Genomic DNA, 26,597 nt, shown 5'->3' on the forward strand with positions numbered 1-26,597 from the left:
CCAGGGCTGCACCGTGCTCCTGCTTTCACAGGATCACGGAACCGGCAGGCCCGGCACGGCTTGCCGGGCCTGTTCGATCCTATTCCCCGAATACCCGGCGGAAGATCGTGTCGACCTGGCGGAAGTGATAGTCGAGGTTGAACTTCTCTTCGATCTGCTCCGCCGTGAGGGCGACCGCGACGTCGGGGTCGGCCTTCAGCAATTCCATCAGCGATAGCTGGCCGTCCGATTCCCAGACCTTCATCGCGTTGCGCTGGACATAGCGGTAGCTGTCCTCCCGCGAGACGCCCGCCTGCGTCAGCGCCAGCAGCACCCGCTGCGAGTGGACCAGGCCGCCCATCTTGTCGAGATTCTTCATCATCCGCTCAGGGTAGACGAGCAGCTTGTCGATGACGCCCGTCAGCCGGCCCAGCGCGAAGTCGAGCGTGATGGTGGCGTCGGGACCGATATAGCGCTCGACCGACGAGTGCGAAATGTCGCGCTCATGCCATAGCGCCACATTCTCCATCGCCGGCAAGGCATAGCTGCGCACCATGCGGGCAAGGCCGGTCAAATTCTCGGTCAGCACCGGATTGCGCTTGTGCGGCATGGCGGAACTGCCCTTCTGGCCGGGCGAGAAATATTCCTCCGCCTCCAGCACCTCGGTGCGCTGAAGGTGGCGGACCTCGACGGCGAGCCGCTCGATGGAGGAGGCGATCACGCCCAGCGTGGCGAAGAACATCGCATGGCGGTCGCGCGGGATGACCTGCGTCGACACCGGCTCGATGGCAAGGCCCAGCTTTTCCGCGACATGTTCCTCGACGCGGGGGTCGATATTGGCGAAGGTGCCGACCGCGCCGGAAATGGCGCAGGTCGCGACTTCGGCACGGGCGGCGATCAGGCGCGCCTTGCAGCGGCTGAACTCCGCATAGGCCTCTGCCATTTTAAGGCCGAAGGTCACCGGCTCCGCATGGATGCCATGGCTGCGGCCGATGGTCGGGGTCAGCTTATGCTCATAGGCCCGGCGCTTGATGACCTCCAGCAGCTTGTCGAGATCCTCGATCAACAGGTCGGCGGCGCGGCTCAACTGCACGGCCAGGCAGGTATCGAGCACATCGCTGGACGTCATGCCCTGGTGCATGAAGCGGGCTTCGTCGCCCACCTGCTCCGCAACCCAGGTCAGGAAGGCGATGACGTCATGCTTGGTCACGGCCTCGATCGCGTCGATGGCCGGCACGTCGATCGCGGGGTTGGTCGCCCACCAGTCCCAGAGCGCCTTGGCCGCGGATGCCGGCACGACGCCCAGTTCGCCCAGCTTTTCGGTCGCATGCGCCTCAATCTCGAACCAGATTTTGAAGCGGGCTTCCGGCTCCCAAAGGGCGGTCATTTGCGGGCGGGCGTAACGGGGGACCATCGGGCGAATCCTGCGTGCATGAGTTGAATGTCGCTGCGCCGCCTAGCAGCACCGCCTTTCCGGGGCAAATCGACCGCAAGGACAGGGCAGGAAGCACCGCTTTCCCGTACTTCATCCCATTAATGGCAGGATCGGGCGGCGAAACGACGCGAATCGGAAGATGAGTGGAGCGGCATGAACAAAAAGTCAGGAACCACATGTTTTATCTGGCTATTACTCCATGTGAAATACGGACGATCGGTTCTGGAGCAGATGATGATCCGCGCATTTCTTCTGACGGGCGCCCTCCTGGCCGCAACGCCCGCCCTTGCGCAGGCGGGGGCAGCCGCGCCGCAGGAAGCCGCTCCGGCCTCGCCGCAGGGGAATGAGGCCCAGCCCGCGACGCCGGGCGATGCGGTCGCATCCATCGTCGATACGGAATTTCCGGCCTATGACCAGAATCATGACGGGCAGCTCGACAAGGCGGAATTTTCGCGCTGGATGGTGGCGCTCAAGGATCAGGAGCTGAAGGCGACGGGCCAGTCCCTTCCGCCCGCCGAAGTGACCGCCTGGGCCGACGGCGCCTTCGTCACCGCCGACGCGGACAAGAGCATGTCGGTCAGCAAGCCGGAACTGATCGCCTATCTGAGCGGCAGCGCGGCATAGGATAATTCCCCGTCCGAGCGGGGACAGAGCCCTGGAAGGGTCGCATCATGAGGCGGCATGGAGCGAAGGCCATGCCGCCTCCTTTTTTTCCGCTTTGCCGGAGGGAGCTTCAGCCCCGTTTCTTGTTCGCGTAGAGCAGCGCCGCGACGATGGCGGCCGATCCTATGCCGACGGCCGTTCCCATCCAGACCGCCTTGCCCGCCGATTTACGCGCTGCGGAGGCCATGTCGGACGTCTCGGCGGTGGAGGCAGGGGCGGCGGCGGCGCTATCGGGCGCTTCTTCGGTCGGCTTCGTCATGGTGATTCCCGATATGCAACAAAGCACAGGCGCAGAAAAGGCGAATGCGGCAAAAATCCGCCCAAGCGCCGTGTGGGACGCGGGAACCGACTCTCCCTTCGCACCGATGCGACAGCAAAAATCCGGAGCGTGCGGCCCCCGTCGGATGACGCAGGCCGCCCTAATGCGCCGGCAGCGGCTGATGCGCCTCGCCCCAGCCGCGCAGGTCCCGCGAAGAGGCGCGGTCCAGCAGGACGGCGGCATCCTTCACCGTGAAGTGCGCGGCGCTGTCGATCCCGTCCAGCTCTTCCCAAGTGACGGGGGCGGCGACGGAAGCCGGCTCGCGGGCGCGCACCACATAGGGCAGCACAGCCGTCGCGCCGCGCTGGTTGCGCAGCCAGTCGATGAAGATGCGGCCCTTGCGCTTCGCCTTGCTCATCGTCGCGGTGAAGCGGTCCGGTTCCTGGGTGGCGAGGGCGCGGGCGAAGCGGTCCGCGAAATCCTTGACCTCCGGCCATTGCGCCTGCGGCGTCAGCGGCACGACGACGTGGATGCCCTTGCCGCCGGACAGCATGGCGAAGCTGGTGAGGCCCAGATCCTCCAGCGCCCGCCGGATGTCCCGCGCGGCCTTCTTCACATCCTCAAAGTCCAGCCCCTCGTCGGGATCGAGGTCGAAGATCATGCGATCCGGCCGCTCCACATCCGCGACACTGGACCCCCAGCCATGAAATTCGATCGCGCCCATCTGGACGCAGGCCAACAATCCCTCGCTATCCTCGATATAGAGATAATCCTCCTCATTCCCTTCCTTCTCGCGGATCGGGACATGTTTGACATGATCGCCGAAGCTGCCGCTGTCATGCTTCTGGAAGAAGCATTTTTTCGCCCGGCCCTGCGGACAGCGGACCAGGCTGATCGGCCGGCGGACGATCCAGGGCAGCATCGCCGCGCCCATGCGGGCGTAATAATCGGCCAGCTCGCCCTTGGTGATCTTCGCCTCCGGAAAGATCAGCCGGTCGGGATTGCTGATCCGGATCGAGCTATGGGCTTCGGGCGTCGGCATGGCTTCCTCGCGTCGAACGTCGCCGGCTGCCTTGTCCTCGCGCAGGCCAAGGAAGCTGGCATGGCGGACGATATGCTCCGCCGTGAATTCGGCAAAGGCGATTTCAGCGACCAGATCGGGGCGGACCCATTGGGCGCCTTTGCTTTCGCTGCGCGGCACGCTGAGCGCGGCGGCCTTGCGCCCGCGCTTGCCCAGGGCGGCGATCAGTCCGGCGCTGTTGGCCGCGTTGAAGCCCGTGCCGACCTTTCCCGCATAGACCAGGCCATCCCCTTCCCGTTGGCCAAGCAGCAGGTTGCGGATGGACCGGCCGCTGGCGCTGCTGGGAGTCCAGCCGACGATGACGAATTCCTGACGGCGGGTGCATTTGACCTTCAGCCAGTTCTTCGTGCGCGCGCCGCGATAGGCGGCGTCGGCGCGCTTGGAAATAATCCCCTCCTGCCCGGCGCCGCACATGGCGTGGAACAGCTTTTCCCCGGCGCCGACGACATGATCGCCGACATGGACATGGGCGGAACCCTCCCCCAACAGGCCGGCCAGCTTTTCCTTGCGGCCGATATTGGGCATGGCGGTCAGATCCTGCCCGTCCAGATGCAGCAGGTCGAAGGCGAACAGGTGCAGCGCCGCCTTTCCCTCTCCCTTCAACACCTGTTGAAGCGTGGAGAAATCCGGATTCCCATCGCTGCCGGGGGCGACGATTTCGCCATCGATCAGGGCGGCGGGCAGGTTCATCGCCCCGATTTCCGCCGGCAACGGCGCAAACCGATCCGTCCAGTCGAGGCCCGACCGCGTAAAGATCTTGACCTTCCCGCCCGATACGGAAACCAGACAGCGATACCCGTCATATTTGATCTCGTGCATCCAGCCATTGCCCGTGGGCACGGCATCGACCAGCGTCGCCAGTTGCGGCGGCCGGAAGGCCGGCATGCGGCCCGTCCCTGCCTTGGCGCGCCTTTTCGCCGGGACGGCGCGGTCGGCCTGCGCCATCGCCGCGTCAAAGGCTTTTCCCCTCTTCCCCTTCAGCGACATGGGCGGCGTGCCGGCGGCGATTTCCGCCATGGTGCGACCGCTCCTGATGCTCGTCAGCTCGCGCGCGGTCAGTTCGTCCGCGCTGCCGGCATGGGCATCCTCGATCTTGCGCAGCAGCCAGTTTTCTCCCTTTTCCCTGCCCCGCGGCTTCAGTCGGATCAGCAGCCATTCGCCCCGCATCCGCTGCCCGTGCAGGATGAAATGGAGATGCCCTTTTTCGATGTCGCTCGCGCTCTTGCCCGGAACGGGTTCCCATGTGCCCTCGTCCCAGAGCATCACGGTGCCGCCGCCATATTCCCCCTTGGGAATGGTCCCCTCGAACGTCGCATAGGACAGCGGATGATCCTCCGTGCGGACGGCCAGCCGCTTGTCCGCGGGATCGATGCTGGGGCCGCGCGTCACTGCCCAGCTCTTGAGCACGCCATCCATTTCCAGGCGGAAGTCGTAATGCAGGCGGGTCGCATCGTGCTTCTGCACGATGAAGCCGTTGCCATTGCCGTGGCTGCGTCCGCGCTTGCCCGCCGGCTCGCGGGTGCGGGTGAAATCGCGCTTGCGGTTATAGGTGCTGAGCGGATCGGCATCGGCCATGGGTCAGGCCCGTTTTCGGCTGGCCGGCTTGGCGGGGGTCTTTCGCGTCGTGGCCTTGGCGGGCGCCTTGGCGGCAGGCGCCTTCTTCGCCGCCGGTTTCGCGGCGGAAGAAGCCGCGCCGGAACCGACCGACTTCTTGAGCGCCGCCATCAGGTCGATCACATTGCTGCCGCGCGGAGCCGCGCCCTCCTCTTCCTCCTCTATGACGCGGCGGCCCTTCGACTTCTTCTTCTTTTCGATCAGCCTTTCCAGCGCGTCCACATAGCGGTCGTGGAAGCTGTCGGGCTTGAAGGGCGCGGTCTTCTTCTCGATCAGCGTCTCGGCAAGGTCGAGCAGCTCCGCATCGGGCTTCGCATCCTCTATGTCGCGGAAATAGCTCTGGGCGCGGTTCACCTCATCGGCATAGCGCAGCGTTTCCAGAACCATGCCCCGGCCGCAAGGCTTCAGCGAGACGATATATTCCCGGCCCCGCATGGCAAGCTGGCCCAGCCCGACCTTCTTCGTCCGCCGCAGCGCCTCCCGCAGGACGATGAAGGCTTCCTCCGCCAGATCGTCGGCGGGCACGACATAATAGGGCCGCTCATAATAGAGGACATCGATCTCGCTGGCGTCGACGAACTGGGTGAGTTCGAGCGTCTTCTTGCTCTCCAGCTTCACCGCGTCGATCTCGTCGGGCTGGAGCAGCACATAGTCGCCCTTGGACAGCTCATAGCCCTTGACGATGTCCTCCGGATCGACCGGGCCCAGGCCGGGAACGGTCTTTTCATAACGGACGCGCTTGCCGCTGGGCTGGTGTATCTGGTGGAAGGCGATCTGCGCGCCGGACTTGGTGGCGGCATAGATCTCCACCGGAATGGATACCAGCGCCAGACGAATCTGCCCCTGCCAATATGCGCGAGCGGCCATGAGCGTGCTGCCTCCTTTTTCAGGAGGAAATGCGCGGGCGATGGGGCGGTTCCGCGGCTACGACTCCCAGCACCCTTGACTTCGACCGCCAGTCGTGGTGGTAGCGCTATCAATAACGGACGTTCTTAGGAGTCGATGATGCCGGGGGTCTCCACTTTGCTCGATTGCCTTCCCGCCGACTGGCGGTCTGGCCTGTTCCTTGGCCGCATGGAAACGGCGGAGGGCCCAACCCCCATATTGGTCGAAGGCGGCGTCGCCTATGACATGAGCCGCGTCGCCCCCACTGTCGCGCAACTGGTCGAAATGCTGCCTGCCGCCAGGACAGCCAATGGTGTAGCGCTGGGCGCGCTGAATAGGCTGAACCTGCCGCTGCTGAGCCCGGTCGACCTGCAATGCGTCAAGGCCTGCGGCGTGACCTTCGCCTTTTCCGCCATCGAACGGGTGATCGAGGAACAGGCGCGCGGCGAAGCAGGCGCGGCGGCGGAAATCCGGGCGCGGCTTGAGGAGCGGGTCGGCGGGTCGATCCGCGCCGTCGTGCCGGGTTCGGCCGAGGCGGCGGCGCTCAAGCAGGCGCTGATCGAAGACGGGCTCTGGTCGCAATATCTGGAGGTCGCCATTGGCCCGGATGCGGAGGTGTTCACCAAGGCGCCGGTGCTCTCGACGGTGGGCGCGGGCGCGGAGATCGGCATCCGTTCCGATTCCAACTGGAACAATCCGGAGCCGGAGATCGTGCTGATCGTCGATGCCGGCGGCCGGACCGTCGGCGCGACGTTGGGCAACGACGTCAATCTGCGCGATCTGGAGGGTCGTTCCGCCCTGCTGCTGGGCAAGGCCAAGGACAATAATGCATCCTGTTCGCTGGGGCCGCTCGTCCGGCTGTTCGACAATGATTTCACCATCGATGACGTGCGCAACGCTGTGGTCGAACTCACCATCGACGGCCCGGAAGGCTACAGGCTGGAAGGCACCAGCAGCATGAACCAGATCAGCCGCGATCCGCTGGAACTGGTGCGTCAGACGCTTTCCGAGCATCAATATCCCGACGGTCTGGCCCTGTTCCTGGGCACGCTGTTCGCACCCGTCCAGGATCGCGACGAACCGGGACGCGGCTTCACCCACAAGGTGGGCGACATCGTCGCCATCTCCACCCCGCGCCTGGGACGGCTGGTGAACCGGGTCGTGACGTCGAAGCAGGCGGCGCCGTGGAAATTCGGACTTGCCGCGCTGATGGCCAATCTCGCCAAGCGGGGCCTGCTCGCATGAGCGGCGCCATCTATCCCAGCCTGAAGGGCAAGCGCGTCTTCATCAGCGGCGGCGGCAGCGGAATCGGTGAAGGGCTGGTCGAAGCCTTTGCCGCGCAGGGAGCCAGGGTCGCCTTTTGCGACATTGCGCAGGAAGAAGGCCGGGCCGTCGCGGAACGGCTGAAGGACGCGGATTTCGCGCCCGTCTTCCACCCCTGCGACCTAAGGGACATCGAAGCCGTGCAGGCCATGATCGCCACGGTGGAAGCGCAGCTTGGCGGCGTCGACATATTGATCAACAATGCGGCCAATGACGACCGCCACGGCATCGAGGATGTCACGCCCGCCTATTGGGACGAGCGCATGGCGGTGAACCTGCGCCACCTCTTCTTCGCGGCGCAGGCGGTGGCCCCGGCGATGAAGCGCGCGGGCGGCGGGGTGATCCTGAACTTCGGGTCGATAAGCTGGCACCTCGCCCTGCCCGATCTGGTGCTGTACCAGACCGCCAAGGCGGCGATCGAGGGGCTGACGCGCAGTCTGGCCCGCGATCTGGGGCGCGACAATATCCGCGTCAACACCATCATTCCCGGCAATGTGAAGACGCCGCGCCAGATGAAATGGTACACGCCCGAAGGCGAGGCGGAGATCGTCGCCGCGCAATGCCTGGACGGGCGGATCATGCCGGCGGACGTGGCCGCGCTGGCCATGTTCCTGGCGTCCGACGACGCGCGCATGTGCACGGGGCATGATTATTTCATCGATGCGGGCTGGCGCTGAGGCTATGGCCCCGGTTCCGGAAAGCGTCCTCAGCGTCGGCGCGACCCTGGGCGAAGGGCCCGTCTGGGTGGCGCGGGATGCAGCGCTCTGGTTCGTCGACATCAAGGAGAAGCGCATCCACCGCTTCGACCCCGATCTGGGCGTCGCGCGCAGTTGGGACGCGCCGGGCCAGGTCGGCTGGATCGTTCCGGCGCAGGACGGATCGTTCGCCGTCGGGCTCCAGTCCGGCGTGCACCGCTTCGATCCCGATGCCGCCGGCTTCACGCTGCTGCACGCGCCGGAGGCCGACCGGCCCGGCAACCGGTTGAACGACGCCACGGTCGATCCGGCGGGCGGTCTCTGGTTCGGATCGATGGACGATGGGGAGGAGGCCGATAGCGGGCGCTTCTACAGGCTGCACCAGGGCCGGCTGACTGAAAGCGGTCTGCCTCCGGTCTCGATCACCAATGGTCCTGCTGTCTCGCCGGACGGCACGCTGCTCTATCACACCGACACGCTGGGCAGGCGGATCTGGCGGACGCGGATCGCGGCGGACGGCACGCTGCACGATACGGCGCTGTTCGCGGAGATCGAGGATGGCGCCGGCTATCCCGATGGACCGACCGTCGATGCGGAAGGCTGCCTGTGGACCGGGCTGTTCGCCGGCTGGGCCGTGCGGCGGTACGATCCGGCGGGCGGGCTGATGGCGGAGGTCCGCTTTCCCGTCGCCAATGTCACCAAGATCGCCTTTGGCGGACCGGACCTGTCGACCGCCTATGCCACCACCGCACGCAAGGGCTTGACGAGGGACCAGCTTCTCGCGCAGCCCTGTGCCGGTGATCTTTTCGCTTTCGATCCCGGCGCGCGCGGGCAAACATCCTATATTGCAGCCATCTAGAATATAAATCGGAGGAGCAGGAATGTCCGAAGGGAGTGCCGATAAGGTCAATATGGCCTTCATCGCCGCCATCGTCGCCGTGGCGACCATCGGCGGGTTCATGTTCGGTTATGACAGCGGCGTCATCAACGGCACGCAAAAGGGGCTGGAAAGCGCCTTCGACCTCGGCAAGCTGGGCATCGGCGTCAATGTCGGCGCCATCCTGGTGGGCTCCTCCATCGGCGCGTTCCTGGCCGGGCGCATGGCCGACCTGATCGGACGGCGCGGGGTGATGATGCTGTCGGCTGCGCTGTTCCTCGTCAGCGCGATATTGGCGGGGGCGGCGGGATCGTCCGTCATCTTCATCGTCGCGCGCATCGTCGGCGGCCTGGGGGTCGGCGCGGCGAGCGTGATCTCCCCGGTCTATATTTCCGAAGTCACTCCGGCGGCGGTGCGCGGCCGTCTCTCCAGCGTACAGCAGGTGATGATCATCTCCGGCCTGACCGGCGCGTTCGTCGCCAATTTCGTGCTGGCGCGCTATGCCGGCGGATCGACGGCGCAGCTGTGGCTGGGCTTTCCCGCCTGGCGCTGGATGTTCTGGCTCCAGGCCATTCCGGCCGCGATCTACTTCCTGGCGCTGCTGGTGATCCCGGAAAGCCCCCGCTATCTGGTGGCGCGCGGGCAGGAGGAGCGCGCCCAGGCCGTGCTCACCCGCCTGTTCGGCGCCGAAGCCGCATCGCGCAAGGTGGTCGAAATCCGCAACAGTCTGGCCGCCGATCATCACCGGCCCAAGCTCAGCGACCTGATCGACAAGGCCAGCGGCAAGATCCGGCCCATCGTCTGGACCGGCATCGGCCTGGCCGTATTCCAGCAGCTGGTCGGCATCAACGTCGTCTTCTATTATGGCGCTACCCTGTGGGAAGCGGTCGGCTTTTCGGAGGATTATGCGCTCCAGACCAACATCCTGTCGGGCGTGCTGTCGATCGGCGCCTGCCTTGCCACCATCGCGCTGGTCGACCGGATCGGGCGCAAACCGCTGCTGCTGATCGGATCGGCGGGCATGGCGGTGACGCTGGCGACCGTCGCCTATGCCTTCTCCACGGCGGTCACGGCGGCCGACGGCGCCGTATCGCTGCCCGGCAATAACGGCGTGATCGCGCTGGTGGCCGCCAATCTCTACGTGATCTTCTTCAACATGAGCTGGGGTCCGATCATGTGGGTGATGCTGGGCGAGATGTTCCCGAACCAGATCCGGGGATCGGGGCTTGCCGTGTCCGGCTTCGCGCAGTGGATCGCCAATGCGCTGATCTCCGTCAGCTTCCCGGCGCTGGCGGTCTCGCCCGGCCTGGCGATCACCTATACCGGCTATGCCTTCTTCGCCGCCGTCTCCTTCTTCTTCGTTCGCGCCCTGGTGCATGAGACGAAAGGCCGCGAGCTTGAGGACATGGTCGGCTGAGCGGCCTGATCGCCCTGAAGGCGGGCGCGGTGGAGGCCGTGCTCGCCCCCGCCGTCGGCGGATCGCTGGCGGCGCTTCGCTTCGCGGGGACGGACATATTGCGGACCGCTCCGGTCGACAGCAGCGATCCGTTGCAGATGGCGAGCTTCCCGTTGGTGCCCTATACCAACCGGATCGCCCATGGCCGCTTTCGTTTCGCCGGGCGCGACGTGCGGATGCCGCTCAACTTCGGGGACCATCCGCACAGCCTCCACGGCATCGGCTGGACCTCGGCATGGAGCGTCGCGGCGGCGGCGCAGGACAGCGCGCACCTCACGCACCGATATGACGGCGATGGCGGCTGGCCATGGGCCTATGAAGCGCAGCAGCATTTCACCCTGTCCGACCATGCCATCGAAATGAGGCTGACGCTGCGCAACATCAGCGATGAGGCCATGCCGGCGGGCCTTGGCTTCCACCCCTATTTCCAGGCGGACGAAGACACGTCGCTCCAGTTCCGGGCGGACCGGCTGTGGCTTGCGACAGCCGACATGCTGCCCGTGCGGCAGGTGGCGGCGGACGCGCTGGGCGACTGGTCGGCGGGCGCGCGGGTGCGGGGAAACAGCCTGATCGACAATGCCTATGGCGGCTGGGACGGCAGCGCCACCGTCCGGCGAGGGGATGGGACGCGGGTCGTGCTCAGCGCCGTGGGCGCGTCATGGTTCCATGTCTATCGCCCGCCCCTTTCCCCGGATTTCTGCCTGGAACCTGTCACCCACATGCCCGATGCCGTCAATCGTCCGGGGGGCATGGACAGCATCGAACCAGGCGCGGAAAAGACGCTTTCCCTTCGCATCGCCTTCCCTCCGTCCGACGAAGCGCTTCCGCAGCGCGACAAAATCGCCTAAGCTGCCCGCTCAGCAGCTATAGGAGCGTTGATGCAATTTCTGCGGACTGCCTTCTGGGTCGTCATCGCCGTCGCCCTCGCGCTATTCTGCGTCGCCAATTACACGCGCGTAGAAGTGAATCTCTGGGGCGACCTGGTCATGGAAACGAAACTGCCGGTCCTGCTGATCGGCGCCTATTTGCTGGGTGCGCTGCCCTTCTGGATCATGGCGCGGGCAACCCGCTGGCGCATGAAGCGCAAGCTGGAGAGTACCGAGCGCGCGCTCGTCGCGGCGACCGCCGCCCCCTCGTCTTCCACCCCTCCATCCCTCGCCGTCGCGGACAACAAGGCCGCGACCCCTACCCTCTCCACCACAGGACCAGCATGACCAGCCCCATCTATGTCGCCATCGATACGCCCGACCTGCGCAAGGCCCAGGACCTTGCGCAGCAGGTGCGTCATCATGTGGGCGGGCTGAAGCTGGGCCTCGAATTCTTCTGCGCCCACGGCCATCATGGCGTGCATGAGATGATGAAGTTCGGGCTGCCGGTCTTCCTCGATCTGAAGCTGCACGACATTCCCAACACGGTCGCCAAGGCGGTGCAGGCGCTGCATGTGCTGGAGCCTGCGATCCTGACCGTCCATGCCGCCGGCGGGCGCGCCATGCTGGAGGACGCGAAGGCGGCGGCAGGGGCCAAGACCCGGGTGGTCGCCGTGACCGTGCTGACCAGCCTGGACGATGGAGACCTGCTCGACATCGGCGTGGGCGGCAAGGCCGAGGATCAGGTGGCGCGACTGGCCGATCTGGCGCGCAGCGCGGGGCTGGACGGGATCGTCTGCTCCGGCGAGGAGGTCGCGCTGGCGAAGAAGGCGTGGCCTGACGGGTTCTTCGTGGTTCCGGGCGTGCGGCCGGCAGGCGGCGCGATGGGCGACCAGAAGCGCGCGGTGACGCCGCGCGAGGCGCTGGACCGGGGCGCCTCGATCCTGGTGGTCGGACGGCCGATCAGCCTGGCGGAAAAGCCGGATATTGCAGCGCGGGAGATAGAGGCGACGCTTTAGGCGGCCCGTTCAGGGTCGAAACGTCACGTTCCGTCCGGCGCGAAGAAATGCTGGATCACCTCCCGCGCCAGGCGCGCCGGACGCAGCGTGGAGGCGTCGAGGCAGCACCAGCTCGACTTCACCTCCGCCAGCACTTCCTCGCCACGGCGGATCACCGTTTCGTAGAAGGCGCGCGCGCCCTGCACCTTTTCCAGCAGGACGGTCGCGATGACGTCGTCGTTGAGGAAGGTCGGCTTGCGATAGGTGATCTCATGCTTGAGCGCGACCCATAGATGCTGGGCAACCGCCTCGGTGGGAGCGAGCGCCCGCCAATGGTCGAGTACGGCCGCCTGAACCCATTTCAGATAGCTCGCATTGTTGACATGACCCATGAAGTCGATGTCGTCCGGCTCTATGCCGACGGGATAAAGATGGGGAATGGCGTTGTGCACGGGCAGCGTCATAGCAGGTTCGAAGGCAGGGCGACAGGACGGCGCGGCATGCCTTGGGGCGAAGGGGCCGGAACGACCGGCCCCTCCCTCCCGTCAGAAGCGCCAGCCCAGGCTCGCGACGATCTGGTGCCGGTCGGTGTCGATGCCGAATTCGTCCGTCGTCGTGCCGTTGGCGAAGTCGATATGCGCATCCTCATATTTGGAATAGCGATATTCGAGCTTGGCGAAGGTATTGGCGTTGATGGCGCGCTCCACGCCCGCACCGATGCGCCAGCCGTCCAGCTTGAAATTGGTGTCGGTTTCGACATTGGTGTTGCCGGCCAGCACGTCCAGCTTCGTGTTGGTGTAGCCGCCCTTCACATAGACCAGCGTGTTCGGGCTGGCCAATATGCCCGCCCGCGCACCGATATAGAGGTCGCGGCCCTGCTTGACGCGGCCGAAGCCGAACTGGTCGGTGGGGTCCGATCGGCCGCTCTTCGAGGTGGAGTCGGTATATTCGCCCTCGACGCCGACCACCGCGCTGCCAAGGTTCACGTCATAGCCGGCGCCCACGCCGTAGAGCAGGCCGTCGATCGACTGGTCGTCGCGGCCATTGTCATTGTCCACGCTGCTGCCGGCGCCAGTATGGTCGTAGCCCAGTATCGCCTCGACGCGCGGGCCGGTGAAGGTAGGATTGACGTCCTGCGCCAGAGCGGGGCTTGCGACCGCTGCGCCGGTCAGGAGGGTTGCGGCCAGGATCTTACGCATATTCGGGTACTCCACTTTATCTTCTCAATCCCCTGTCAGCCGGGGAGACGGTGAAGTCATGGAAGTCCCTGGAGGTTGCATGAACCTCAGATAAACAACTGAATTTGTGTCCTTTATGCCACAAAACCAGCTCGGTTCGCCGCGTAGCTGAGGCGTGCAGGCGGTGAGTTGATCAACATTCCACGACATTGACGGCCAGTCCGCCAAGGCTCGTTTCCTTGTAGCGGCTCGCCATGTCCTCGCCGGTCTGCCGCATGGTTTCTATGACCGCGTCCAGGCTGACGATGTGGCGGCCATCGCCCTGGAGCGCGAGATAGGCCGCGTTGATCGCCTTCACGGCGCCCATGGTGTTGCGCTCGATACAAGGGATCTGCACCAGCCCGCCGATGGGATCGCAGGTGAGGCCGAGATTATGCTCCATGCCGATCTCCGCGGCATTTTCGACCTGCTGGTTGGTGCCGCCCAACACGGCGGCAAGACCTGCGGCAGCCATGGAGCAGGCGACGCCCACCTCCCCCTGGCAGCCCATTTCGGCGGCTGAGATGGAGGCGCGCTTCTTGTAGAGGAAGCCCATGGCCGCCGCGGTCAACAGGAAGCGGCGCTCCCCCTCCCGGTCGGCGCCGGGGACGAAGCGGCGATAATAATGCAATACGGCGGGGATGACGCCCGCCGCCCCGTTGGTCGGAGCGGTGACGACGCGCCCGCCGGCGGCATTTTCCTCATTCACCGCCAGCGCGAAGAGGCTGACCCATTCGAAGATCTGCGCCGGGCCGAGGGCATTTTGCTGGAGCACCAGCCGGTTATGGATGGCGCGGGCGCGGCGCCGGACCTTCAGCCCGCCGGGCAGCAACCCCTCTTCCTTCAGGCCGCGATCGATGGATGCGCTCATCGCGTCGATCACGCTGTCGAGGAAGGCTTCGGTTTCCCGCGGCGCGCGCCAGGCCCCCTCGTTGCGCAGGACCAGCGTGGCGATGCTGAGGCCGGTACTCTCCCCCAGCGCCAGCATTTCCGCGCCGGAGGAGAAGGGATAGGGCTGGACGACATTATGGCCGAGCGGCGCGTCGGCGGCGATCGCCTCCGCGCCCGGCAGGACCGCGCCGCCGCCGACCGAATAATAATCGCGGACCAGCGGCTCCTCCTGCCCGTCTAACCAGGCTGAAAAGCGCATGCCGTTGCTATGCGCCTCCAGAAACTCTCCCATGCGGAAGAGGAGGTCGGTCGTTTCTTCGAAGGGAACGAAGCGGTCCTCCACGCTGCCCGCACGGATGCGGCGCTCGCTGCGGATGGTGGCGAGGATGTCGGCAATGGCGTCGGGATCGACGCTGTCGGGACGCTGGCCGGACAGGCCGAGCAGGATCGCCATGTCGGTAGCGTGGCCCCTGCCCGTGAGGGCGAGCGATCCATAGAGTTCGCATTGCACGCGGGCCGGGATGGCGGGCAGCGAGTCCATGAACATCAGCGCGGCGCGCATCGGCCCGACCGTGTGCGAACTGGACGGCCCGATGCCGATGGTGAACAGGTCCATCACGCTGATCGCGGCGGCCGCATTGATGCGGGATTTGGTCACGTTCAATAATCCTTTGAGACACGGACGTTGGCGCTTTCGCGGCCAAGGGTGGAGATAGCGCCGAGCAGCGAGAGCCAGCGCGTGACCTGATATTCGATGCGGGTCGCGGAATAGCCCTGCCCGTCGGTGATCAGTTCCACATAGGTCTTGCGGGTCAGATATTTGCCCGCCGCGATGGAGGTGCCCTGCCCCTGCGTCGGATCGGCGGCGATGATGCGCAGCCGGTCGAGCCCAGCCGCCTTGCGCACGGCGTTGATCGGGTCGAGGCCGCCCTGCCCCTGAAGCGAACCCACGGCCGAGGCGAGTTGCAGCGCTTCGGGCGCGGACAGGTTGGTGATCGACGTGCCGAAGAGGATGCGGGACAGCAGTTCGTCCTGCGGCAGCGCGGGCACGCTGGTGAAGCTGATCACGGGCTTGAGGCCCGTGCCGCCGACATGAATGGTGGCGGTGAGGTCGCTGACATCCGCCTCCGCATCGATGTCGAGCGTCGGGTTGACGGGGGTGCGGCCGTCGAACTGGATCTTGCCTTCCTTGAGGTCGAAGCGGCGGCCGGCAAAGTCATAGGTGCCGCGGACGAGATCGGCGGTGCCCGCAATGGCCGGGCTCGTGACCGTGCCGCCGATGTCCAGATTGGCGCGCCACTCGCTCTCAAGGCCAAGGCCCGTGACGGTCAGGCGGTTGCGGGCGCGCGCCTTGATCGCAAGGTCCCAGGGAATGCTGGTGCGGGGCCGCTCTATCTCGTCGCCGCGACGGTTGATCTCGATCACGCGCAGTTCGGGAATCTGCGCCACGGCGGCGGCGCGCCCCATGGTGAAGCGGCTGCGGTTGAGGATCAGGTCGCCGCCGATGGTGCCGCCTTTGCCGGTGGAGGCGATGGTGATCGGGCCGGTGACGGTGGCGGCGATGTCGTCCCGTTCGAGGAGCGCGGCATTCTCCGCCTGGAGACGCAGGTCCATGCCGACCCCCGCTATGCCGTTGAAGGTGAAGCTGCCCGTCCCGGTGACCGTGCCGCCATTTTGCGCGGCGGCGCTGAAGCCGGTCATGACGAGTTGCGCGCCGGAGAAGCGGCCCCGCGCCTTGACGCCGTGCAGCCGCATGCCCGTGACGGGGCTGTTGATCGCGGCATTGTCCGTCGCGAGAGACCCCGCGATGACGGGGTCGCCCAGCGTGCCGCGCGCGTCGGCGGTGACGTTGACCGGGCCGGATATGTCCACGATCTCCACCCCCGTCAGGCGCCAGAGCGTGTCGGCGGTGCCATTGTAGCGAAGCTGCGCGAACAGGGACGCGCGGTTGAGCCGCTCCACCAGAGTGCCTTCGGTGCCGAGCGGCATGAGCAGCGCCTGCGCCCGGCCGATGGTCTGGCCGTTCGCGACGAAGATCATGCGGGTGGCCAGACGGTCATGGCTGAGGACCGCGTTGACGCCCGCATCCACGGGACGGGAACTCAGCGACAGGCCGGAGCGGGAAAGGCCGCGCACGCGCAGTTCGGCCTTCCCCGTCGGCATGCCGCCGCGCGTATGCACATAGCTGAGCGAGCCGGTCGCCGTGCCGCCAAGGCCCAGATCGTCATAGGCGATGTCCAGCAGCGAAAGCGGCAGTTTCTGCAGCCGCGCCTCTATGCTGGTGGTCTGGCCGCTGAGTTCGCCGCCAAGCTGGAGCGATCCGCCCGCAAAGCCTATAGATGCGGGGTCCAGGCGCCAGCCGTCCTGGGTGCGGGTGAATATGGCGGGGCGATTGAGCTTGATCGGCCGCTTGTCGATGGTGCCGCCCGCCTGAAGCTGGATGCGGTCGGGCGTGACCTGCGCCTCGCCGCTGAGGTCGAAGAGGCGGCCGCGCTGGCCGGAGAGGCTGGCCGTCACCTTGCCGCTGCCGTCGACCAGATCGGCATTGGCCGCAAGGCGGCCGATCTGGATCGCACCGATGCGCAGGCCCCGCGCCTGCGCCGTGGCGCCGATCGTCGTGCCGGAAGGGTCGAGCAGGATCGTGGCATCCAGCCTGCCCCGGCGCACGGCGATGCTGGTCGGGCCGTCGAAACTGGCGTCGGTGGCGGTGAGGGCGAGCTTCAGCTGCTGAACGCCGTTTACAGGGGCAAAGGCGACGGTGCCGGTCACAGGGCCGCTGACGTTCAGCACGCCGTCCAGCCCGCCGGTCACCGGGCGCAGGTCGCCGCTGGCGCTGACGCCCGATGCGGCCACGCGGGCAATGCGGACGATCGCCTGGCCGCCGGGCGGCAGCAGGATCGCGCCGTTGCCGGTGAAGGGACCGAGCGTCGATCCCCCCTCCGCCGTGAAGGCGTAACCCGCCGCATCGGGGACCAGATGGGCGTGCATGTCCGTGACGCCAAGCGCCTTCAGCGGGCTTTGCAGCACGACATCGACGGTCGGACGGTCGATCCTGCCATCCAGGATCAGGCGCAGCGGACCATAGCTTCCATGCTGGCCATTGCCTTCGAAATGGAACGTGCCGTCGCGGCGGCGATAGCCCTTGGCCGACAGCGTCAGCAGCGGCGCCTCCAGGCGGAGGCCGGTGAACTGAAGCTGCCCGTCCGGTCCGAGCGACAGACCGCTGCGCAACACCGGAAGGCCGCCGCCCAGGGACCGCAGGAAGCTGTTGTCCAGCCGCCGCATCCGCGCCATCGCATTGCCGCTCAAGGTGAAGGCGCCACGGGGGCCGGGCACGGCGCGCAGCTTCGACGTCAGGTCGACGATGCCGAGGCCGCGAATGGCCAAGCCGCTGATCTGGCCGTCCAGGCCGATGTCGTAACGCCCCGATTTCAGGTCGGCGAGGAAAAGCAGCCTGCCGCGCAGCTTGTCGGACCGCACCGTCATCGGATTGCTGACGACCTGCTGGTTCCTGAGCTGCAACACGCCGTTCAGGTCGAAATTGCGGATGATCCCCTCTACCAGCGGGCCCTGGCCGTCGAGACGCCGGGCGCGCAGATGGACGGGGATCAGCGCCGGGCCGCCTTTCGCCCTGCGTCCCTTGCCGTCGGCGCGCACATCGTGGATCACGGTCTTGCCGAAGGCGAGTTGCCTGGCAGTGAGCAGATATTCATAGCCGAAGCCCGAGAGCGAGCCATCCAGCCGGATGCGCGCCGCAATATCCCGGCCGCCCATCGACTTGAGCAAAGCCTGCGGGCGGGCGAGCTTCACATCGACCAGCAGATTGTCGAGCGCATTGTTGCGCAGGTCGATGGCGCCGTCCGCGTTGAGGTCGATCGCGGCGGAGCGAAGCGACAGCTTGCCGTCGACCACCCGGTCGGCCATCGATCCGCTCGCCTGGATGGCGAGGCGCGGCGCGGAAAGGCGCTGGACAAGGCCCTGTCCCGCCATGGCGGCTCCCTCGACGGTGCCGGCGGCCGTATAGGTGCCGCTGCGGGCCGCCAGCTTCAGGTCTATGGCGGGTTCGCTGTCCAGCGTGCCCGCCAGGCGACCGTTCCAGCCTGTCCAGCTTCCCTGCCCCTGGATGCGGAGATTGGCGTCCTGCTTCAACCCGGCCATGATTCCCAGGACGCCGCCCCTGGGTGCGTTCACCGTGACGTCGAGGTCGAACTTGTCATCGTCGGGCCGGCTGTCGAGCGCGATGTTGAGCGCATCCTCTCCGTTCAACACCCGGGCGGAAAGATCGATAATGGCGCGGCCGCCGCGAATGTCCGCATCGCCGGAAAGCGTCGCCTGCTGCACCTTGCCCGTGATGCCCCGCTCCATGATGAGGCGCCCGACCGAAAATTGCATCAGCCGGATGTCGAAGCCGGGAAGGATCGGCCCCTCCCGCTCGCTGGGGTTGAGCTTGGGCAGCTTGTGCAGAGTCGCCTGCGGAATGACCAGGCGGTCTATATCAAGCCGGTTGGAGAGCCAGGCGAAGGGCCACCAGTCCAGTTCCACGCGCGGGGCGTCAAGGAACGCGCCCTTGGGATCGGACAGGGTCAGGCCATGGAGAACGGCCTTGCGGTAGATGCTGCCATCGATCCGGTCGACATGGATGCGCAGGCCCGAAGGCGGGCTGATCTTCGCAATGCGGGACACGAGGAAGCGATGGCCCGGCACGGTGTCGAGCCAGGCCAGCGCGCCGGCGGCGATCAGCAGCAGCGTGGCGAGAATGCCGGCGACCCAACGCTGCCAGCGACCGTCCCAGGCGCGGCGGCGGCGCGGCGGCGGCGGCGCGGCGGGCGTCTCCCCGGCCATCAGAAGGCCTGCCCCAGCGAGACATAGACGGCGATCTTCGGATCGCCCGACTGCGGATTGAGCGGCGTGCCGACATCGATGCGGATCGGGCCGAAGCTGCTGTAATAGCGCACGCCCAGCCCCGCACCAATGCGCAGGTCGCGGAAGCGCGGCAGGAAACTGGTCGAGATGTTGCCGGCGTCGACAAAGGGCACGACGCCGAAATTGCCGAAGCGGATGCGGGATTCCAGCGAGAATTCCGCCAGGCTCTTGCCGCCGACCGGATCGTCGTTCGGGCCGTAGCGCGGGCCGATCGCCTGATAGCCATAGCCGCGCACCGAAGCGCCGCCGCCGGCATAGAAGCGCCGCGAGGGCGCGATCCGGTCGACCGTGGACCCCAATATGGTGCCGAAACGCGCACGGGCCGCGAGCACGATCCGGTCGTTCATCGGCTGATAGACGCTGCCGTCAAGCTGCACGCGGGCATAGCCGAAGGTGCTGTTCTGGAAGGACAGTTCGGGGCTGAGCCGGCCGCCCAGGCGGAACCCCCGGCTGGGGTTCAGCAGGTCGTCGCTGCCGTCATAGGTGAGGCTCAATGGAATGGCGCCGATCAGGAAGGTGCGCCGGCTGCCGTTGCTGAACGCATCCGCTTCGTCCGACGCGATCAGTTCGCCGCCGATGCGCCAGACCCATTTCTTCTGGAACAATATGTTGGTCTGCCGCTCCAGCGCGCCCGACAGGGTTATGGTGCGCGCGTCATAGGCGTCCCGCTTGATGTTGCTGACGGAGAGCAGGCCCGTCAGCACATTGTCGCGACGGCGGAAATTGTTGCGGCGATAGGTGAAGGACGCCGTCTGCTCCTGCGTGCCGATCACCCCGCGCACAGTCACCGCCCCTTCCGGCGGGAAGAAATTGCGGTGCGCCCAGCTCACCTCTGCGCGATAACCCTCCCCGGTGCCATAGCCCAGTTCGCCCGCTATGGTGCGCAGCGGCGCCGGCCGGGCGTCGATGGCCAGGTCGACATGCTCGCCGTCTCCCGCATCCCTGGGGGTCATGGTCAGCGATGAAACGAGCCCGGTGGCGATCAGCGCCTGCCGCAGGTCTTCGACATCGGATGCCATATAGGTGTCGCCGGGACGGAAGCGGGCGATGCGCTGGACATGGCGGGCGCTGAACAGCGCATCATTGGCCATGACGATCCTGCCGAAGGTGCGGTAGGCGCCGGGATTGACGACGATGTCCAGATCGCCCTTGCGCTCCTCATGGTCGATGCGGACTTCCGGTTCCTCGACCTTGCCGAAGGGAAATCCGTTCTCGAGCAGCGCGACGGCCAGGGACTGCTGGCCGGCGAGGATGGCGTCGGAATCGACCGGATCGCCCGCCCTGGGCGGAAAGGCGGACCGTAATTCCGGTTCGCGCTCGCCGGTGTTCTCCAGGCCCTTCAGGTCGACGGACGACAGCAGATAGCGCGCGCCCGGCACGATCCGGAAGGTGACCGCCAGCCTGTCGCTGCCCGCCGGCGGCGGCGTCACGGCGCCGCGAATGCGCGCGGCATAATAGCCCTTGGCGCGCAGCAACCGGTCGAGCAGGTCGCTGTCCTCCTTGATCCGGCGGTTGATCTGGGCGAGATTTGCGGGCTTCCCCTCGCCCTGATGCAGCACCGACAGTTCGTTGAAGCGGGTGGTGAACTGGGCGTCGGCAATCTCCTCCACGCCGGTCAGCGCGACGGTGTAGCGGCGCTCCTCACCCGTATCCGCGCCCGTGTCCGCAAAGGTGACGGCCTCCTCAGCCTGTTCCTCGGCCGCTTCGGGCGCGACCGCCTGCTGCGGCACGTCGGAAGACTGGGGCGGCAGTTCGACCATGGGCGTGACGATGTCGGGCTGTCCCATGTCCGGCCAGTCGACGCCGATGTCGGGCATGGGGGCCAGATTGGGATCCAGATCGGGCTGATCGGGAACCGGCTGGGCGCCGGCCTGCGCCGCCGCCTGCGCATGAGCGACAGGCGCGAGCAGAAGCAGCGGCACGAGAAGAGCAGCTTGCGGCAGGCCTGAAATGCGGCGGCAGGTCCGCAAACCGGTATTCATAGCGCTGATCTAGACCAGAAATCGGGCGGATGGCCAGCCCCCAAGATGATGGCGGGACAGGCTGTGCGGGGATTTGGGCTGAAAGGCTGGATGGCGTGGAGATGTGTAACCCCGCTCCTGCCGACATGCCCCAGCGAACCCGCCTGTCAGAAGGCGGCGTTGAGCCGATCCATCAATGCCCGGGCCGGATTGGGTTCCGCCTGCGCCCGCGGACGCGCCATGCGATCCTGAAGGCGCGCGACCCTTTCGTAAAGGTCCTGGCTTGCCTCTATCAATGCGCGGGCGGCGAAGGGGAAGTTGCCGGCCACCGAAGGATCGGTGGTCGCGGCATGGCCGAGGCGGTATTTCTCGTCCAGCATTTCCGCATCGCTGAGTTCCCCCCGTTGCCAGGCGCGCTGGCTCAGCAACCAGGCGATGATGTGCATGAGGCGCGTCGTGACCTTGAGCGATTCGCAGGCGAAGGCGACGCGGCGAAGCGGATCGTCCGTCTCCGGATCGCCTCCCTCCCGCACGTCGAAATAGGCGCGCGCTTCATCCGCCATCACCATGGCTTCGACATAGAGACCGTCGACAAGGCGGCGATGCAGGCCCTGTTCAAGAGAAGCGGCGAGTTTCATGGCCGATATGTGCCATAGAGCGGGCGCCTTGTCAGTCCCGATGCGGGCCCGTTAACCCCGAATTGTGTCATTCGGGATCAGTCGGGACCGCACTGGCCATAATCCGTTCAACCGTTCAAGCGATGATGTCGGGGACGAGCTGATCCTCCAGCAGGGCCATTTCGTCGCGCAGGCGCAATTTCCGCTTCTTGAGGCGCGCGACCTGCATCTGGTCGCCCGAACCGGAGTCCACCAGCGCGCTGATGGCGCTGTCCAGGTCGCGATGCTCGATTCGCAACAATTCCAGCCGACGCATGATGTCTTCGCGGCTCACCATACACCTACTTTCGCACCCATTGCCGTCCCATCGCCCCTTGATAGCCCGGCGGGCCGGCACGAACCATCGCAAATTTCAAAGCGGCCCGTCGCAAAGCGCGAATCGCCCGAAGACACGGCCAGCGAATCGTGATCTACTCGTTCATCCATTGCCCTCGTAAGGAGAATGTCATGGAAAACAGCCACATTTCAGCTCTTTCGGCCAAGCATGCCGGGCTTGAGGCTCGAATCAAGGCGGAGACGAGTCGTCCCATGCCTGACGCGATCCTGGTGGCCTCGCTCAAGAAGCAGAAGCTTCGGCTGAAGGAGGAAATGGAGGCGCAACACTGACAGCGGTGACGCCTGTGTGAAAGGCATGGATCGGCGGTCCCTTGCCGCTGATCCTGCCCTTCCGGGAGAAGCTCCGGGGCCATGCCTTGCGGGGCTTTTTTGTTGGCGGCGGCAATCCGAGCCACCCTGTAATCCGCTTTGGATGCTCAGCGCATGAAGCGGCGCTGGCGCAGATAATCGGGCACCGCAAGCTGTCCTTCCGGCGCGGAAACCCGGCGGCGCGCGAGTTGGGGATCGATCGGCACGTCGAACGCGATGCCGATGCGATCCTCCCGTGACCAGACGACCGAACCGTGGACCTGACCGATGCCGCGCAGGTCGAAGCGAATGCGGATGCCGTTGGGCACGGCGCGCTCACAATCGGCCATGAGGCCGGTGGCGGAAAGATTGCGGACGCGGGCGCGGCCGAGCGGAACCCCGTCGGCCGAGCTTAGATTGGTGAGCAGGAAAAGGCTGTCGCGCGGGCCGGAACGCGCCGGACCACGATCACCATCATCCTGATTGCTATCCATCGACAACGCCCTGCAAGATCACTGGAATTTCCCGGCGACCCTGCCATGGCGGCATGGATAAAAGGTTAATCGTCGCGAGAGACTTTTTCCTGCCGCTCGTGCCGTTCCTGCGCTTCGACCGTCATGGTCGCGATCGGGCGGGCTTCCAGGCGGCCCAGCGAAATCGGTTCGCCAGTCACTTCGCAATAGCCATATTCGCCCTCGTCGATGCGGCGGAGCGCGGCGTCGATCTTGGAGATGAGCTTGCGCTGGCGGTCGCGGGTGCGCAGCTCGATCGACCAGTCGGTCTCGCTCGATGCGCGGTCGTTGAGGTCGGGTTCGCGGAGCGGTTCGTTCTGCAGGACGGCCAATGTCCCTTCCGCTTCGGCCAGGATCTGCTTCTTCCAGTCCCACAGGCGCTGCCGGAAATATTCCAACTGGAGCGGGTTCATGAACTCTTCGTCTGCGGAAGGACGATAGTCGGGTGGGAGTGTTACAGCCGATTTCGGCGGATTTTGGCCGTCTTTATCGGAATTCAGGACCGATGCCATCTGGCTCTCCGACTCGCGGGACCCCCGATGCTGAAAGTGCCGGGGTATCCGTGACTTGTGGTTGACGGCGCCTAATAGCCAGCGCCAAGGCCTGAGACAAGCGGGCAATCGGTCGTCCGGCGCGCCGGCCGCGCATTGCGGCGCGCTTATCCCCAGAAAATTCGCGATTCCCGGCCATCGGCAGATCATAAAAGAAAATAGACCAGCCGTATCGCCCAAGCGGCCGGCCGCCGTATCACAATGGGACGTTAACCATATGAGTTCATAATTTGTTAGTTTTTTCCTCGACTTGACCCCGATATTCAGAGTTAACGCCATTGAAGTTAACGCTTTGTTTTGCGTTGTTAGCAATAGGGAACGGCCCCGCATCCGTTACTGCGCAACGCGGTGACGAGATCGTCAGGCCGAAGACAAACAAGAGTGGAACCTATGTCGGTACGGATGGCATTGGCTAAATTATGCGCTTGCGCCGCCGGCGGCGCGATCATCGGCGGCGGCGCCGTCCATGTCGCGGAAAGCGCGCGTCCGGCAGGGGTTCAGAGCACGAAGAGCGTCAAGGCGGCGCCCCGCAAGCATTATGCGGTGCGCAAGGTGCAGCGCGTGGTGAAGACGGTTTCCTGCGCCCCGCAGACGGTGACGGTGACCACCCAGGCGGCGCCCATCCCCCTGCCGGCGCCGGTCGCGGCCGCGGAAATGCCGGTCATGTCCGGCGGTGGCGGCGGCGCGCCGGTGGTGCTGGCGGGTGGCCCCGGCTTTGGCGGCGGCGGGTTTTTCGGCGGCTTCTTCGGCGGCAGCAGCGGCGGTTCGGGCGGATCGGTAGTGATCTCCTCCACCAGCAGCTCGACCGGCGGCATCACCAGTTCCACCAGTTCGACCACGGGCGGCGTGTCCACCTCGACCGGCGGGGTTTCGACGTCCACGGGCGGGGTTTCCACCTCATCCGGCAATGTGTCGACATCCTCCGGTAATGTGTCGACCTCTTCGGGCAACGTCTCGACCTCCAGCGGCAATGTGACCAGCAGCTCCTCGACGTCGAGCTCCACGTCCAGCTCCTCTTCGACCAGTTCCTCGACCAGCAGCTCGACGTCGTCTTCGTCCTCGACGTCCTCTTCATCCAGTTCGTCGGGCGGCGACCATCATCATCCGCCGCCGCCGACCGACGTGCCGGCGCCGCCGATGGTGCTGCTGTTCGGGGCGGGCGCGGCGGCCCTGCTGGCGCGCAAGCGTTTCGCGCGCGCCAAGGCGGGCACCGAGGGTTAACCGCGGGGCGACCCGGCCGGCGCATCCGGGGGGAGCGCCGGCCGGGTCGGGTTTCAACTCGTCGCGATGATCCGCTCGATTTCCGGCACCGGGTGGTTCGACAGGTCCTTGGCGATCTCACCCACCAGCCGGCTCTGCACTTCCTTGTGATAATGTTTGCGCATTTCGCCCAGAGCGGCGGGCGGCGCGACGACGATCAGCTTTTCGAAATCATTGGCGAGCGCGCGGCGCTTCAGCAATTCTGCCGCTTCCGCGGCGAAGCGCGCTTCCTCCAGATCGTGGAAATTGGTCTGCTCGACGGAGCCGCGATGGCTCGCGACCGAATTGGGCCCGCGTCCCGTGCCGTCGGAGGCCTGCTCGCGATCGGGGGGATTATCCTGCTCCTTCACCTCCTCCGTTTCCAGATTGGGAAAGGCCGGGCTGCCCTTGTTGCGAAAGAACAGCATCTTGCGCCCATCGGCCACCAGCACCATCGCGTCATGGTCTATCTGCATCGTCCCGTTCCTCTTTTCTCAACGCCTGATTTTACCACCAACGGACGGCGGTGTGCAGGGTTGCGCGGCTGGTCGCAGAACGGCATAGGGCTGACCCATGCACGACATTCGTTTCATTCGCGAAAATCCCGCCGCTTTCGACGCGGGGCTGGCCCGGCGCGGGCTTGAACCGCTGAGCGCGGAGTTGCTGGCGCTGGACGAACGGAGCCGCGCGATCAAGACCGCGCTGCAACAGGGTCAGGCGCGCCGCAATGAAGCGAGCAAGGCCATCGGCCAGGCGATGGCGCAGAAGGACATGGCGACGGCCGACGCGCTGAAGACCGAAGTCGCGGCGCTCAAGGAGAGTCTGCCCGCCCTGGAGGCGGAGGATCGCGAGATTGGCGAAGCATTGGCGGCGCGGCTGGCGGCGATCCCCAACCTGCCGGCGGACGACGTGCCGACGGGGGAGGACGAGGTCCAGAATGTCGAGGTGGCACGGTGGGGCGAACCGCGGAGCTTCCCCTTCACGCCGAAGGATCATGCCGATTTCGGCCCGGCGCTGGGGCTGGATTTCGAAGGCGGCGCGGCGCTTTCCGGGGCGCGCTTTACCGCGCTGCGCGGGCAGATGGCGCGGCTGCACCGCGCGCTGGCGCAGTTCATGCTGGACCGCCAGTCGGGCGAAAACGGCTATGAGGAGGTCAACCCGCCGCTGCTGGTGAAGGATGAGGCCCTGTTCGGCACGGGACAGTTGCCGAAATTCGCGGAGGACCTGTTCAGGACCACCGATGGGCGCTGGCTGATTCCCACGGCGGAGGTTTCCCTCACTAATCTGGTGCGCGAACAGATCGTGGCGGTGGAAAGCCTGCCGCTGCGGCTGACGGCGCTGACACCTTGTTTCCGGTCGGAAGCCGGATCGGCCGGGCGCGACACGCGCGGCTTCATCCGCCAGCACCAGTTCGAGAAGGTCGAACTGGTGGCGATCTGCAGGCCCGAGGAATCCGAGGCCGAGCATGAGCGCATGTGCGCCGCGGCTGAGGGGGTTTTGCAGGCGCTTGGCCTGCCCTATCGGAAGGTGCTGCTGTGCACCGGCGACATGGGCTTTGGCGCGCGGAAGACATGGGATCTGGAAGTCTGGCTGCCTAGCCAGCAGACCTATCGCGAGATCAGTTCCGTCTCCAATTGCGGCGATTTCCAGGCGCGGCGGATGAACGCGCGCTACAAGCCGGAGGGGGAGAAGCAGACGCGCTTCCTCCATACGCTGAACGGGTCGGGACTGGCCGTGGGACGGACGCTGGTGGCGGTTCTGGAAAATTACCAGCAGGAGGACGGCAGCGTGATCGTGCCGGAAGTGCTGGCCCCCTATATGGGCGGGGTGACGCGGTTGCGGCCCCGATAGGCTGCCGACCCCCAAGCGAA

The 26,597-nt window shown here is 66.0% G+C and carries 25 protein-coding genes; 11 read left to right on the top strand and 14 right to left on the bottom strand.

Translation table 11 applies throughout. The features are described 5' to 3' along the window. Window positions 1-79: 79 nt before the first annotated feature. Window positions 80-1,393: an adenylosuccinate lyase gene (gene purB / locus EWH10_RS00140; RefSeq protein WP_065846743.1), complete on the bottom strand. Its 1,314-nt coding sequence runs from the start codon at window positions 1,391-1,393 to the stop codon at window positions 80-82. A 255-nt stretch (window positions 1,394-1,648) separates the two neighbouring features. On the opposite strand from purB, the gene EWH10_RS00145 reads away from it, so the two are divergent. After that, window positions 1,649-2,038, top strand: a complete 390-nt coding sequence (locus tag EWH10_RS00145) for an EF-hand domain-containing protein (protein ID WP_044663177.1) — start codon at window positions 1,649-1,651, stop codon at window positions 2,036-2,038. A gap of 109 nt (window positions 2,039-2,147) precedes the next feature. On the opposite strand, the gene EWH10_RS00150 is transcribed toward EWH10_RS00145, so the two are convergent. The 3 genes from EWH10_RS00150 to ku form a co-directional block, all read right to left on the bottom strand. After that, window positions 2,148-2,336: a hypothetical protein gene (locus tag EWH10_RS00150; protein ID WP_044662565.1), complete on the bottom strand. Its 189-nt coding sequence runs from the start codon at window positions 2,334-2,336 to the stop codon at window positions 2,148-2,150. Between the two features lie 160 nt (window positions 2,337-2,496). Then, window positions 2,497-4,992, bottom strand: a complete 2,496-nt coding sequence (ligD, locus tag EWH10_RS00155) for a DNA ligase D (RefSeq protein ID WP_044662566.1) — start codon at window positions 4,990-4,992, stop codon at window positions 2,497-2,499. Window positions 4,993-4,995: 3 nt separating this feature from the next. Further along, window positions 4,996-5,898 carry a non-homologous end joining protein Ku gene (gene ku / locus EWH10_RS00160; RefSeq protein WP_025548903.1) on the bottom strand — a complete coding sequence of 301 codons (903 nt, stop codon included), beginning with the start codon at window positions 5,896-5,898 and terminating at the stop codon, window positions 4,996-4,998. A 138-nt stretch (window positions 5,899-6,036) separates the two neighbouring features. Here ku and EWH10_RS00165 point away from each other — a divergent pair, with 138 nt between their 5' ends. The 7 genes from EWH10_RS00165 to pyrF are packed head-to-tail and all read left to right on the top strand — an operon-like array spanning window position 6,037 to window position 12,152. Next, window positions 6,037-7,161: a fumarylacetoacetate hydrolase family protein gene (locus EWH10_RS00165; protein WP_044663178.1), complete on the top strand. Its 1,125-nt coding sequence runs from the start codon at window positions 6,037-6,039 to the stop codon at window positions 7,159-7,161. After that, complete coding sequence (gene xylB / locus EWH10_RS00170; protein ID WP_044662567.1) at window positions 7,158-7,916, top strand: D-xylose 1-dehydrogenase; 759 nt, start codon at window positions 7,158-7,160, stop codon at window positions 7,914-7,916. Before EWH10_RS00165 ends, xylB begins: the two co-directional genes overlap by 4 nt. Window positions 7,917-7,920: 4 nt before the next feature. After that, on the top strand, window positions 7,921-8,793 hold the full coding sequence (locus tag EWH10_RS00175) for an SMP-30/gluconolactonase/LRE family protein (protein ID WP_044662568.1): 873 nt from the start codon (window positions 7,921-7,923) through the stop codon (window positions 8,791-8,793). Window positions 8,794-8,815: 22 nt separating this feature from the next. Next, window positions 8,816-10,228 carry a sugar porter family MFS transporter gene (locus tag EWH10_RS00180; protein ID WP_025548897.1) on the top strand — a complete coding sequence of 471 codons (1,413 nt, stop codon included), beginning with the start codon at window positions 8,816-8,818 and terminating at the stop codon, window positions 10,226-10,228. A gap of 14 nt (window positions 10,229-10,242) precedes the next feature. After that, window positions 10,243-11,115, top strand: coding sequence for an aldose 1-epimerase (locus tag EWH10_RS00185; protein WP_044662569.1), 873 nt, complete (start codon window positions 10,243-10,245; stop codon window positions 11,113-11,115). A gap of 30 nt (window positions 11,116-11,145) precedes the next feature. Beyond that, window positions 11,146-11,481 (top strand): lipopolysaccharide assembly protein LapA domain-containing protein, encoded by a 336-nt coding sequence (locus tag EWH10_RS00190; RefSeq protein ID WP_044662570.1) that lies wholly within the window; start codon window positions 11,146-11,148, stop codon window positions 11,479-11,481. Beyond that, window positions 11,478-12,152, top strand: a complete 675-nt coding sequence (gene pyrF / locus EWH10_RS00195) for an orotidine-5'-phosphate decarboxylase (protein WP_044662571.1) — start codon at window positions 11,478-11,480, stop codon at window positions 12,150-12,152. The genes EWH10_RS00190 and pyrF overlap by 4 nt, the downstream gene beginning before the upstream one ends. 23 nt (window positions 12,153-12,175) lie before the next feature. On the opposite strand, the gene EWH10_RS00200 is transcribed toward pyrF, so the two are convergent. From EWH10_RS00200 to EWH10_RS00230, 7 genes are all read right to left on the bottom strand, one after another. Then, window positions 12,176-12,595 (bottom strand): acyl-CoA thioesterase, encoded by a 420-nt coding sequence (locus EWH10_RS00200; RefSeq protein ID WP_425281075.1) that lies wholly within the window; start codon window positions 12,593-12,595, stop codon window positions 12,176-12,178. A gap of 81 nt (window positions 12,596-12,676) precedes the next feature. After that, window positions 12,677-13,330, bottom strand: a complete 654-nt coding sequence (locus EWH10_RS00205) for an outer membrane protein (protein WP_025548890.1) — start codon at window positions 13,328-13,330, stop codon at window positions 12,677-12,679. A gap of 172 nt (window positions 13,331-13,502) precedes the next feature. Continuing rightward, the gene (locus EWH10_RS00210; RefSeq protein ID WP_044662572.1) at window positions 13,503-14,897 is read right to left on the bottom strand and encodes an L-serine ammonia-lyase; all 1,395 of its coding nucleotides are present in this window, start codon (window positions 14,895-14,897) and stop codon (window positions 13,503-13,505) included. A gap of 2 nt (window positions 14,898-14,899) precedes the next feature. Next, window positions 14,900-19,081 (bottom strand): translocation/assembly module TamB domain-containing protein, encoded by a 4,182-nt coding sequence (locus tag EWH10_RS00215; protein ID WP_044662573.1) that lies wholly within the window; start codon window positions 19,079-19,081, stop codon window positions 14,900-14,902. Beyond that, a complete protein-coding gene (locus EWH10_RS00220; RefSeq protein ID WP_083199128.1) occupies window positions 19,081-21,144 on the bottom strand; it encodes an autotransporter assembly complex protein TamA in 2,064 nt (687 codons plus the stop codon). Before EWH10_RS00220 ends, EWH10_RS00215 begins: the two co-directional genes overlap by 1 nt. Window positions 21,145-21,290: 146 nt before the next feature. After that, entirely contained in the window at window positions 21,291-21,761 is a 471-nt protein-coding gene (locus EWH10_RS00225; RefSeq protein WP_025548883.1) for a DUF1465 family protein, read from the bottom strand. A gap of 115 nt (window positions 21,762-21,876) precedes the next feature. Then, window positions 21,877-22,056: a YdcH family protein gene (locus tag EWH10_RS00230; RefSeq protein WP_037482328.1), complete on the bottom strand. Its 180-nt coding sequence runs from the start codon at window positions 22,054-22,056 to the stop codon at window positions 21,877-21,879. 191 nt (window positions 22,057-22,247) lie between these two features. Here EWH10_RS00230 and EWH10_RS00235 point away from each other — a divergent pair, with 191 nt between their 5' ends. Beyond that, window positions 22,248-22,406, top strand: coding sequence for a YdcH family protein (locus tag EWH10_RS00235; protein WP_007684009.1), 159 nt, complete (start codon window positions 22,248-22,250; stop codon window positions 22,404-22,406). A gap of 146 nt (window positions 22,407-22,552) precedes the next feature. On the opposite strand, the gene EWH10_RS00240 is transcribed toward EWH10_RS00235, so the two are convergent. After that, complete coding sequence (locus tag EWH10_RS00240) at window positions 22,553-22,918, bottom strand: PilZ domain-containing protein (RefSeq protein ID WP_025548880.1); 366 nt, start codon at window positions 22,916-22,918, stop codon at window positions 22,553-22,555. 65 nt (window positions 22,919-22,983) lie between these two features. Continuing rightward, window positions 22,984-23,448, bottom strand: coding sequence for an RNA polymerase-binding protein DksA (gene dksA, locus EWH10_RS00245; protein ID WP_025160963.1), 465 nt, complete (start codon window positions 23,446-23,448; stop codon window positions 22,984-22,986). A gap of 441 nt (window positions 23,449-23,889) precedes the next feature. On the opposite strand from dksA, the gene EWH10_RS21850 reads away from it, so the two are divergent. Then, window positions 23,890-24,708, top strand: coding sequence for a PEP-CTERM sorting domain-containing protein (locus EWH10_RS21850; protein ID WP_170825622.1), 819 nt, complete (start codon window positions 23,890-23,892; stop codon window positions 24,706-24,708). A gap of 53 nt (window positions 24,709-24,761) precedes the next feature. Here EWH10_RS21850 and EWH10_RS00255 read toward each other — a convergent pair whose 3' ends face one another. Next, window positions 24,762-25,202, bottom strand: a complete 441-nt coding sequence (locus EWH10_RS00255) for a host attachment family protein (RefSeq protein ID WP_025548877.1) — start codon at window positions 25,200-25,202, stop codon at window positions 24,762-24,764. A gap of 97 nt (window positions 25,203-25,299) precedes the next feature. Between EWH10_RS00255 and serS the strand changes: the two genes are divergently transcribed. Beyond that, window positions 25,300-26,577, top strand: a complete 1,278-nt coding sequence (serS, locus tag EWH10_RS00260) for a serine--tRNA ligase (RefSeq protein ID WP_044662575.1) — start codon at window positions 25,300-25,302, stop codon at window positions 26,575-26,577. Window positions 26,578-26,597: the final 20 nt, after the last annotated feature.

This window comes from Sphingobium fuliginis (assembly GCF_004152845.1).
In the GTDB taxonomy this organism is placed as follows: domain Bacteria; phylum Pseudomonadota; class Alphaproteobacteria; order Sphingomonadales; family Sphingomonadaceae; genus Sphingobium; species Sphingobium fuliginis.

Bases quoted from the DNA above. Each gene is read 5' to 3' on its own strand.
- EWH10_RS00255 (WP_025548877.1), bottom strand. From the start codon at position 25,202: ATGCAGATAGACCATGACGCGATGGTGCTGGTGGCCGATGGGCGCAAG.
- EWH10_RS00190 (WP_044662570.1), top strand. From the start codon at position 11,146: ATGCAATTTCTGCGGACTGCCTTCTGGGTCGTCATCGCCGTCGCCCTC.
- ligD (WP_044662566.1), bottom strand. From the start codon at position 4,992: ATGGCCGATGCCGATCCGCTCAGCACCTATAACCGCAAGCGCGATTTC.
- EWH10_RS00205 (WP_025548890.1), bottom strand. From the start codon at position 13,330: ATGCGTAAGATCCTGGCCGCAACCCTCCTGACCGGCGCAGCGGTCGCA.
- xylB (WP_044662567.1), top strand. From the start codon at position 7,158: ATGAGCGGCGCCATCTATCCCAGCCTGAAGGGCAAGCGCGTCTTCATC.
- EWH10_RS00235 (WP_007684009.1), top strand. From the start codon at position 22,248: ATGGAAAACAGCCACATTTCAGCTCTTTCGGCCAAGCATGCCGGGCTT.
- EWH10_RS00215 (WP_044662573.1), bottom strand. From the start codon at position 19,081: ATGGCCGGGGAGACGCCCGCCGCGCCGCCGCCGCCGCGCCGCCGCCGC.
- EWH10_RS00230 (WP_037482328.1), bottom strand. From the start codon at position 22,056: ATGCGTCGGCTGGAATTGTTGCGAATCGAGCATCGCGACCTGGACAGC.
- serS (WP_044662575.1), top strand. From the start codon at position 25,300: ATGCACGACATTCGTTTCATTCGCGAAAATCCCGCCGCTTTCGACGCG.
- dksA (WP_025160963.1), bottom strand. From the start codon at position 23,448: ATGGCATCGGTCCTGAATTCCGATAAAGACGGCCAAAATCCGCCGAAA.
- purB (WP_065846743.1), bottom strand. From the start codon at position 1,393: ATGGTCCCCCGTTACGCCCGCCCGCAAATGACCGCCCTTTGGGAGCCG.
- pyrF (WP_044662571.1), top strand. From the start codon at position 11,478: ATGACCAGCCCCATCTATGTCGCCATCGATACGCCCGACCTGCGCAAG.
- EWH10_RS00145 (WP_044663177.1), top strand. From the start codon at position 1,649: ATGATCCGCGCATTTCTTCTGACGGGCGCCCTCCTGGCCGCAACGCCC.
- EWH10_RS00240 (WP_025548880.1), bottom strand. From the start codon at position 22,918: ATGGATAGCAATCAGGATGATGGTGATCGTGGTCCGGCGCGTTCCGGC.
- EWH10_RS00220 (WP_083199128.1), bottom strand. From the start codon at position 21,144: ATGAATACCGGTTTGCGGACCTGCCGCCGCATTTCAGGCCTGCCGCAA.
- ku (WP_025548903.1), bottom strand. From the start codon at position 5,898: ATGGCCGCTCGCGCATATTGGCAGGGGCAGATTCGTCTGGCGCTGGTA.
- EWH10_RS00165 (WP_044663178.1), top strand. From the start codon at position 6,037: ATGCCGGGGGTCTCCACTTTGCTCGATTGCCTTCCCGCCGACTGGCGG.
- EWH10_RS00200 (WP_425281075.1), bottom strand. From the start codon at position 12,595: ATGACGCTGCCCGTGCACAACGCCATTCCCCATCTTTATCCCGTCGGC.
- EWH10_RS00180 (WP_025548897.1), top strand. From the start codon at position 8,816: ATGTCCGAAGGGAGTGCCGATAAGGTCAATATGGCCTTCATCGCCGCC.
- EWH10_RS00175 (WP_044662568.1), top strand. From the start codon at position 7,921: ATGGCCCCGGTTCCGGAAAGCGTCCTCAGCGTCGGCGCGACCCTGGGC.
- EWH10_RS21850 (WP_170825622.1), top strand. From the start codon at position 23,890: ATGGCATTGGCTAAATTATGCGCTTGCGCCGCCGGCGGCGCGATCATC.
- EWH10_RS00225 (WP_025548883.1), bottom strand. From the start codon at position 21,761: ATGAAACTCGCCGCTTCTCTTGAACAGGGCCTGCATCGCCGCCTTGTC.
- EWH10_RS00150 (WP_044662565.1), bottom strand. From the start codon at position 2,336: ATGACGAAGCCGACCGAAGAAGCGCCCGATAGCGCCGCCGCCGCCCCT.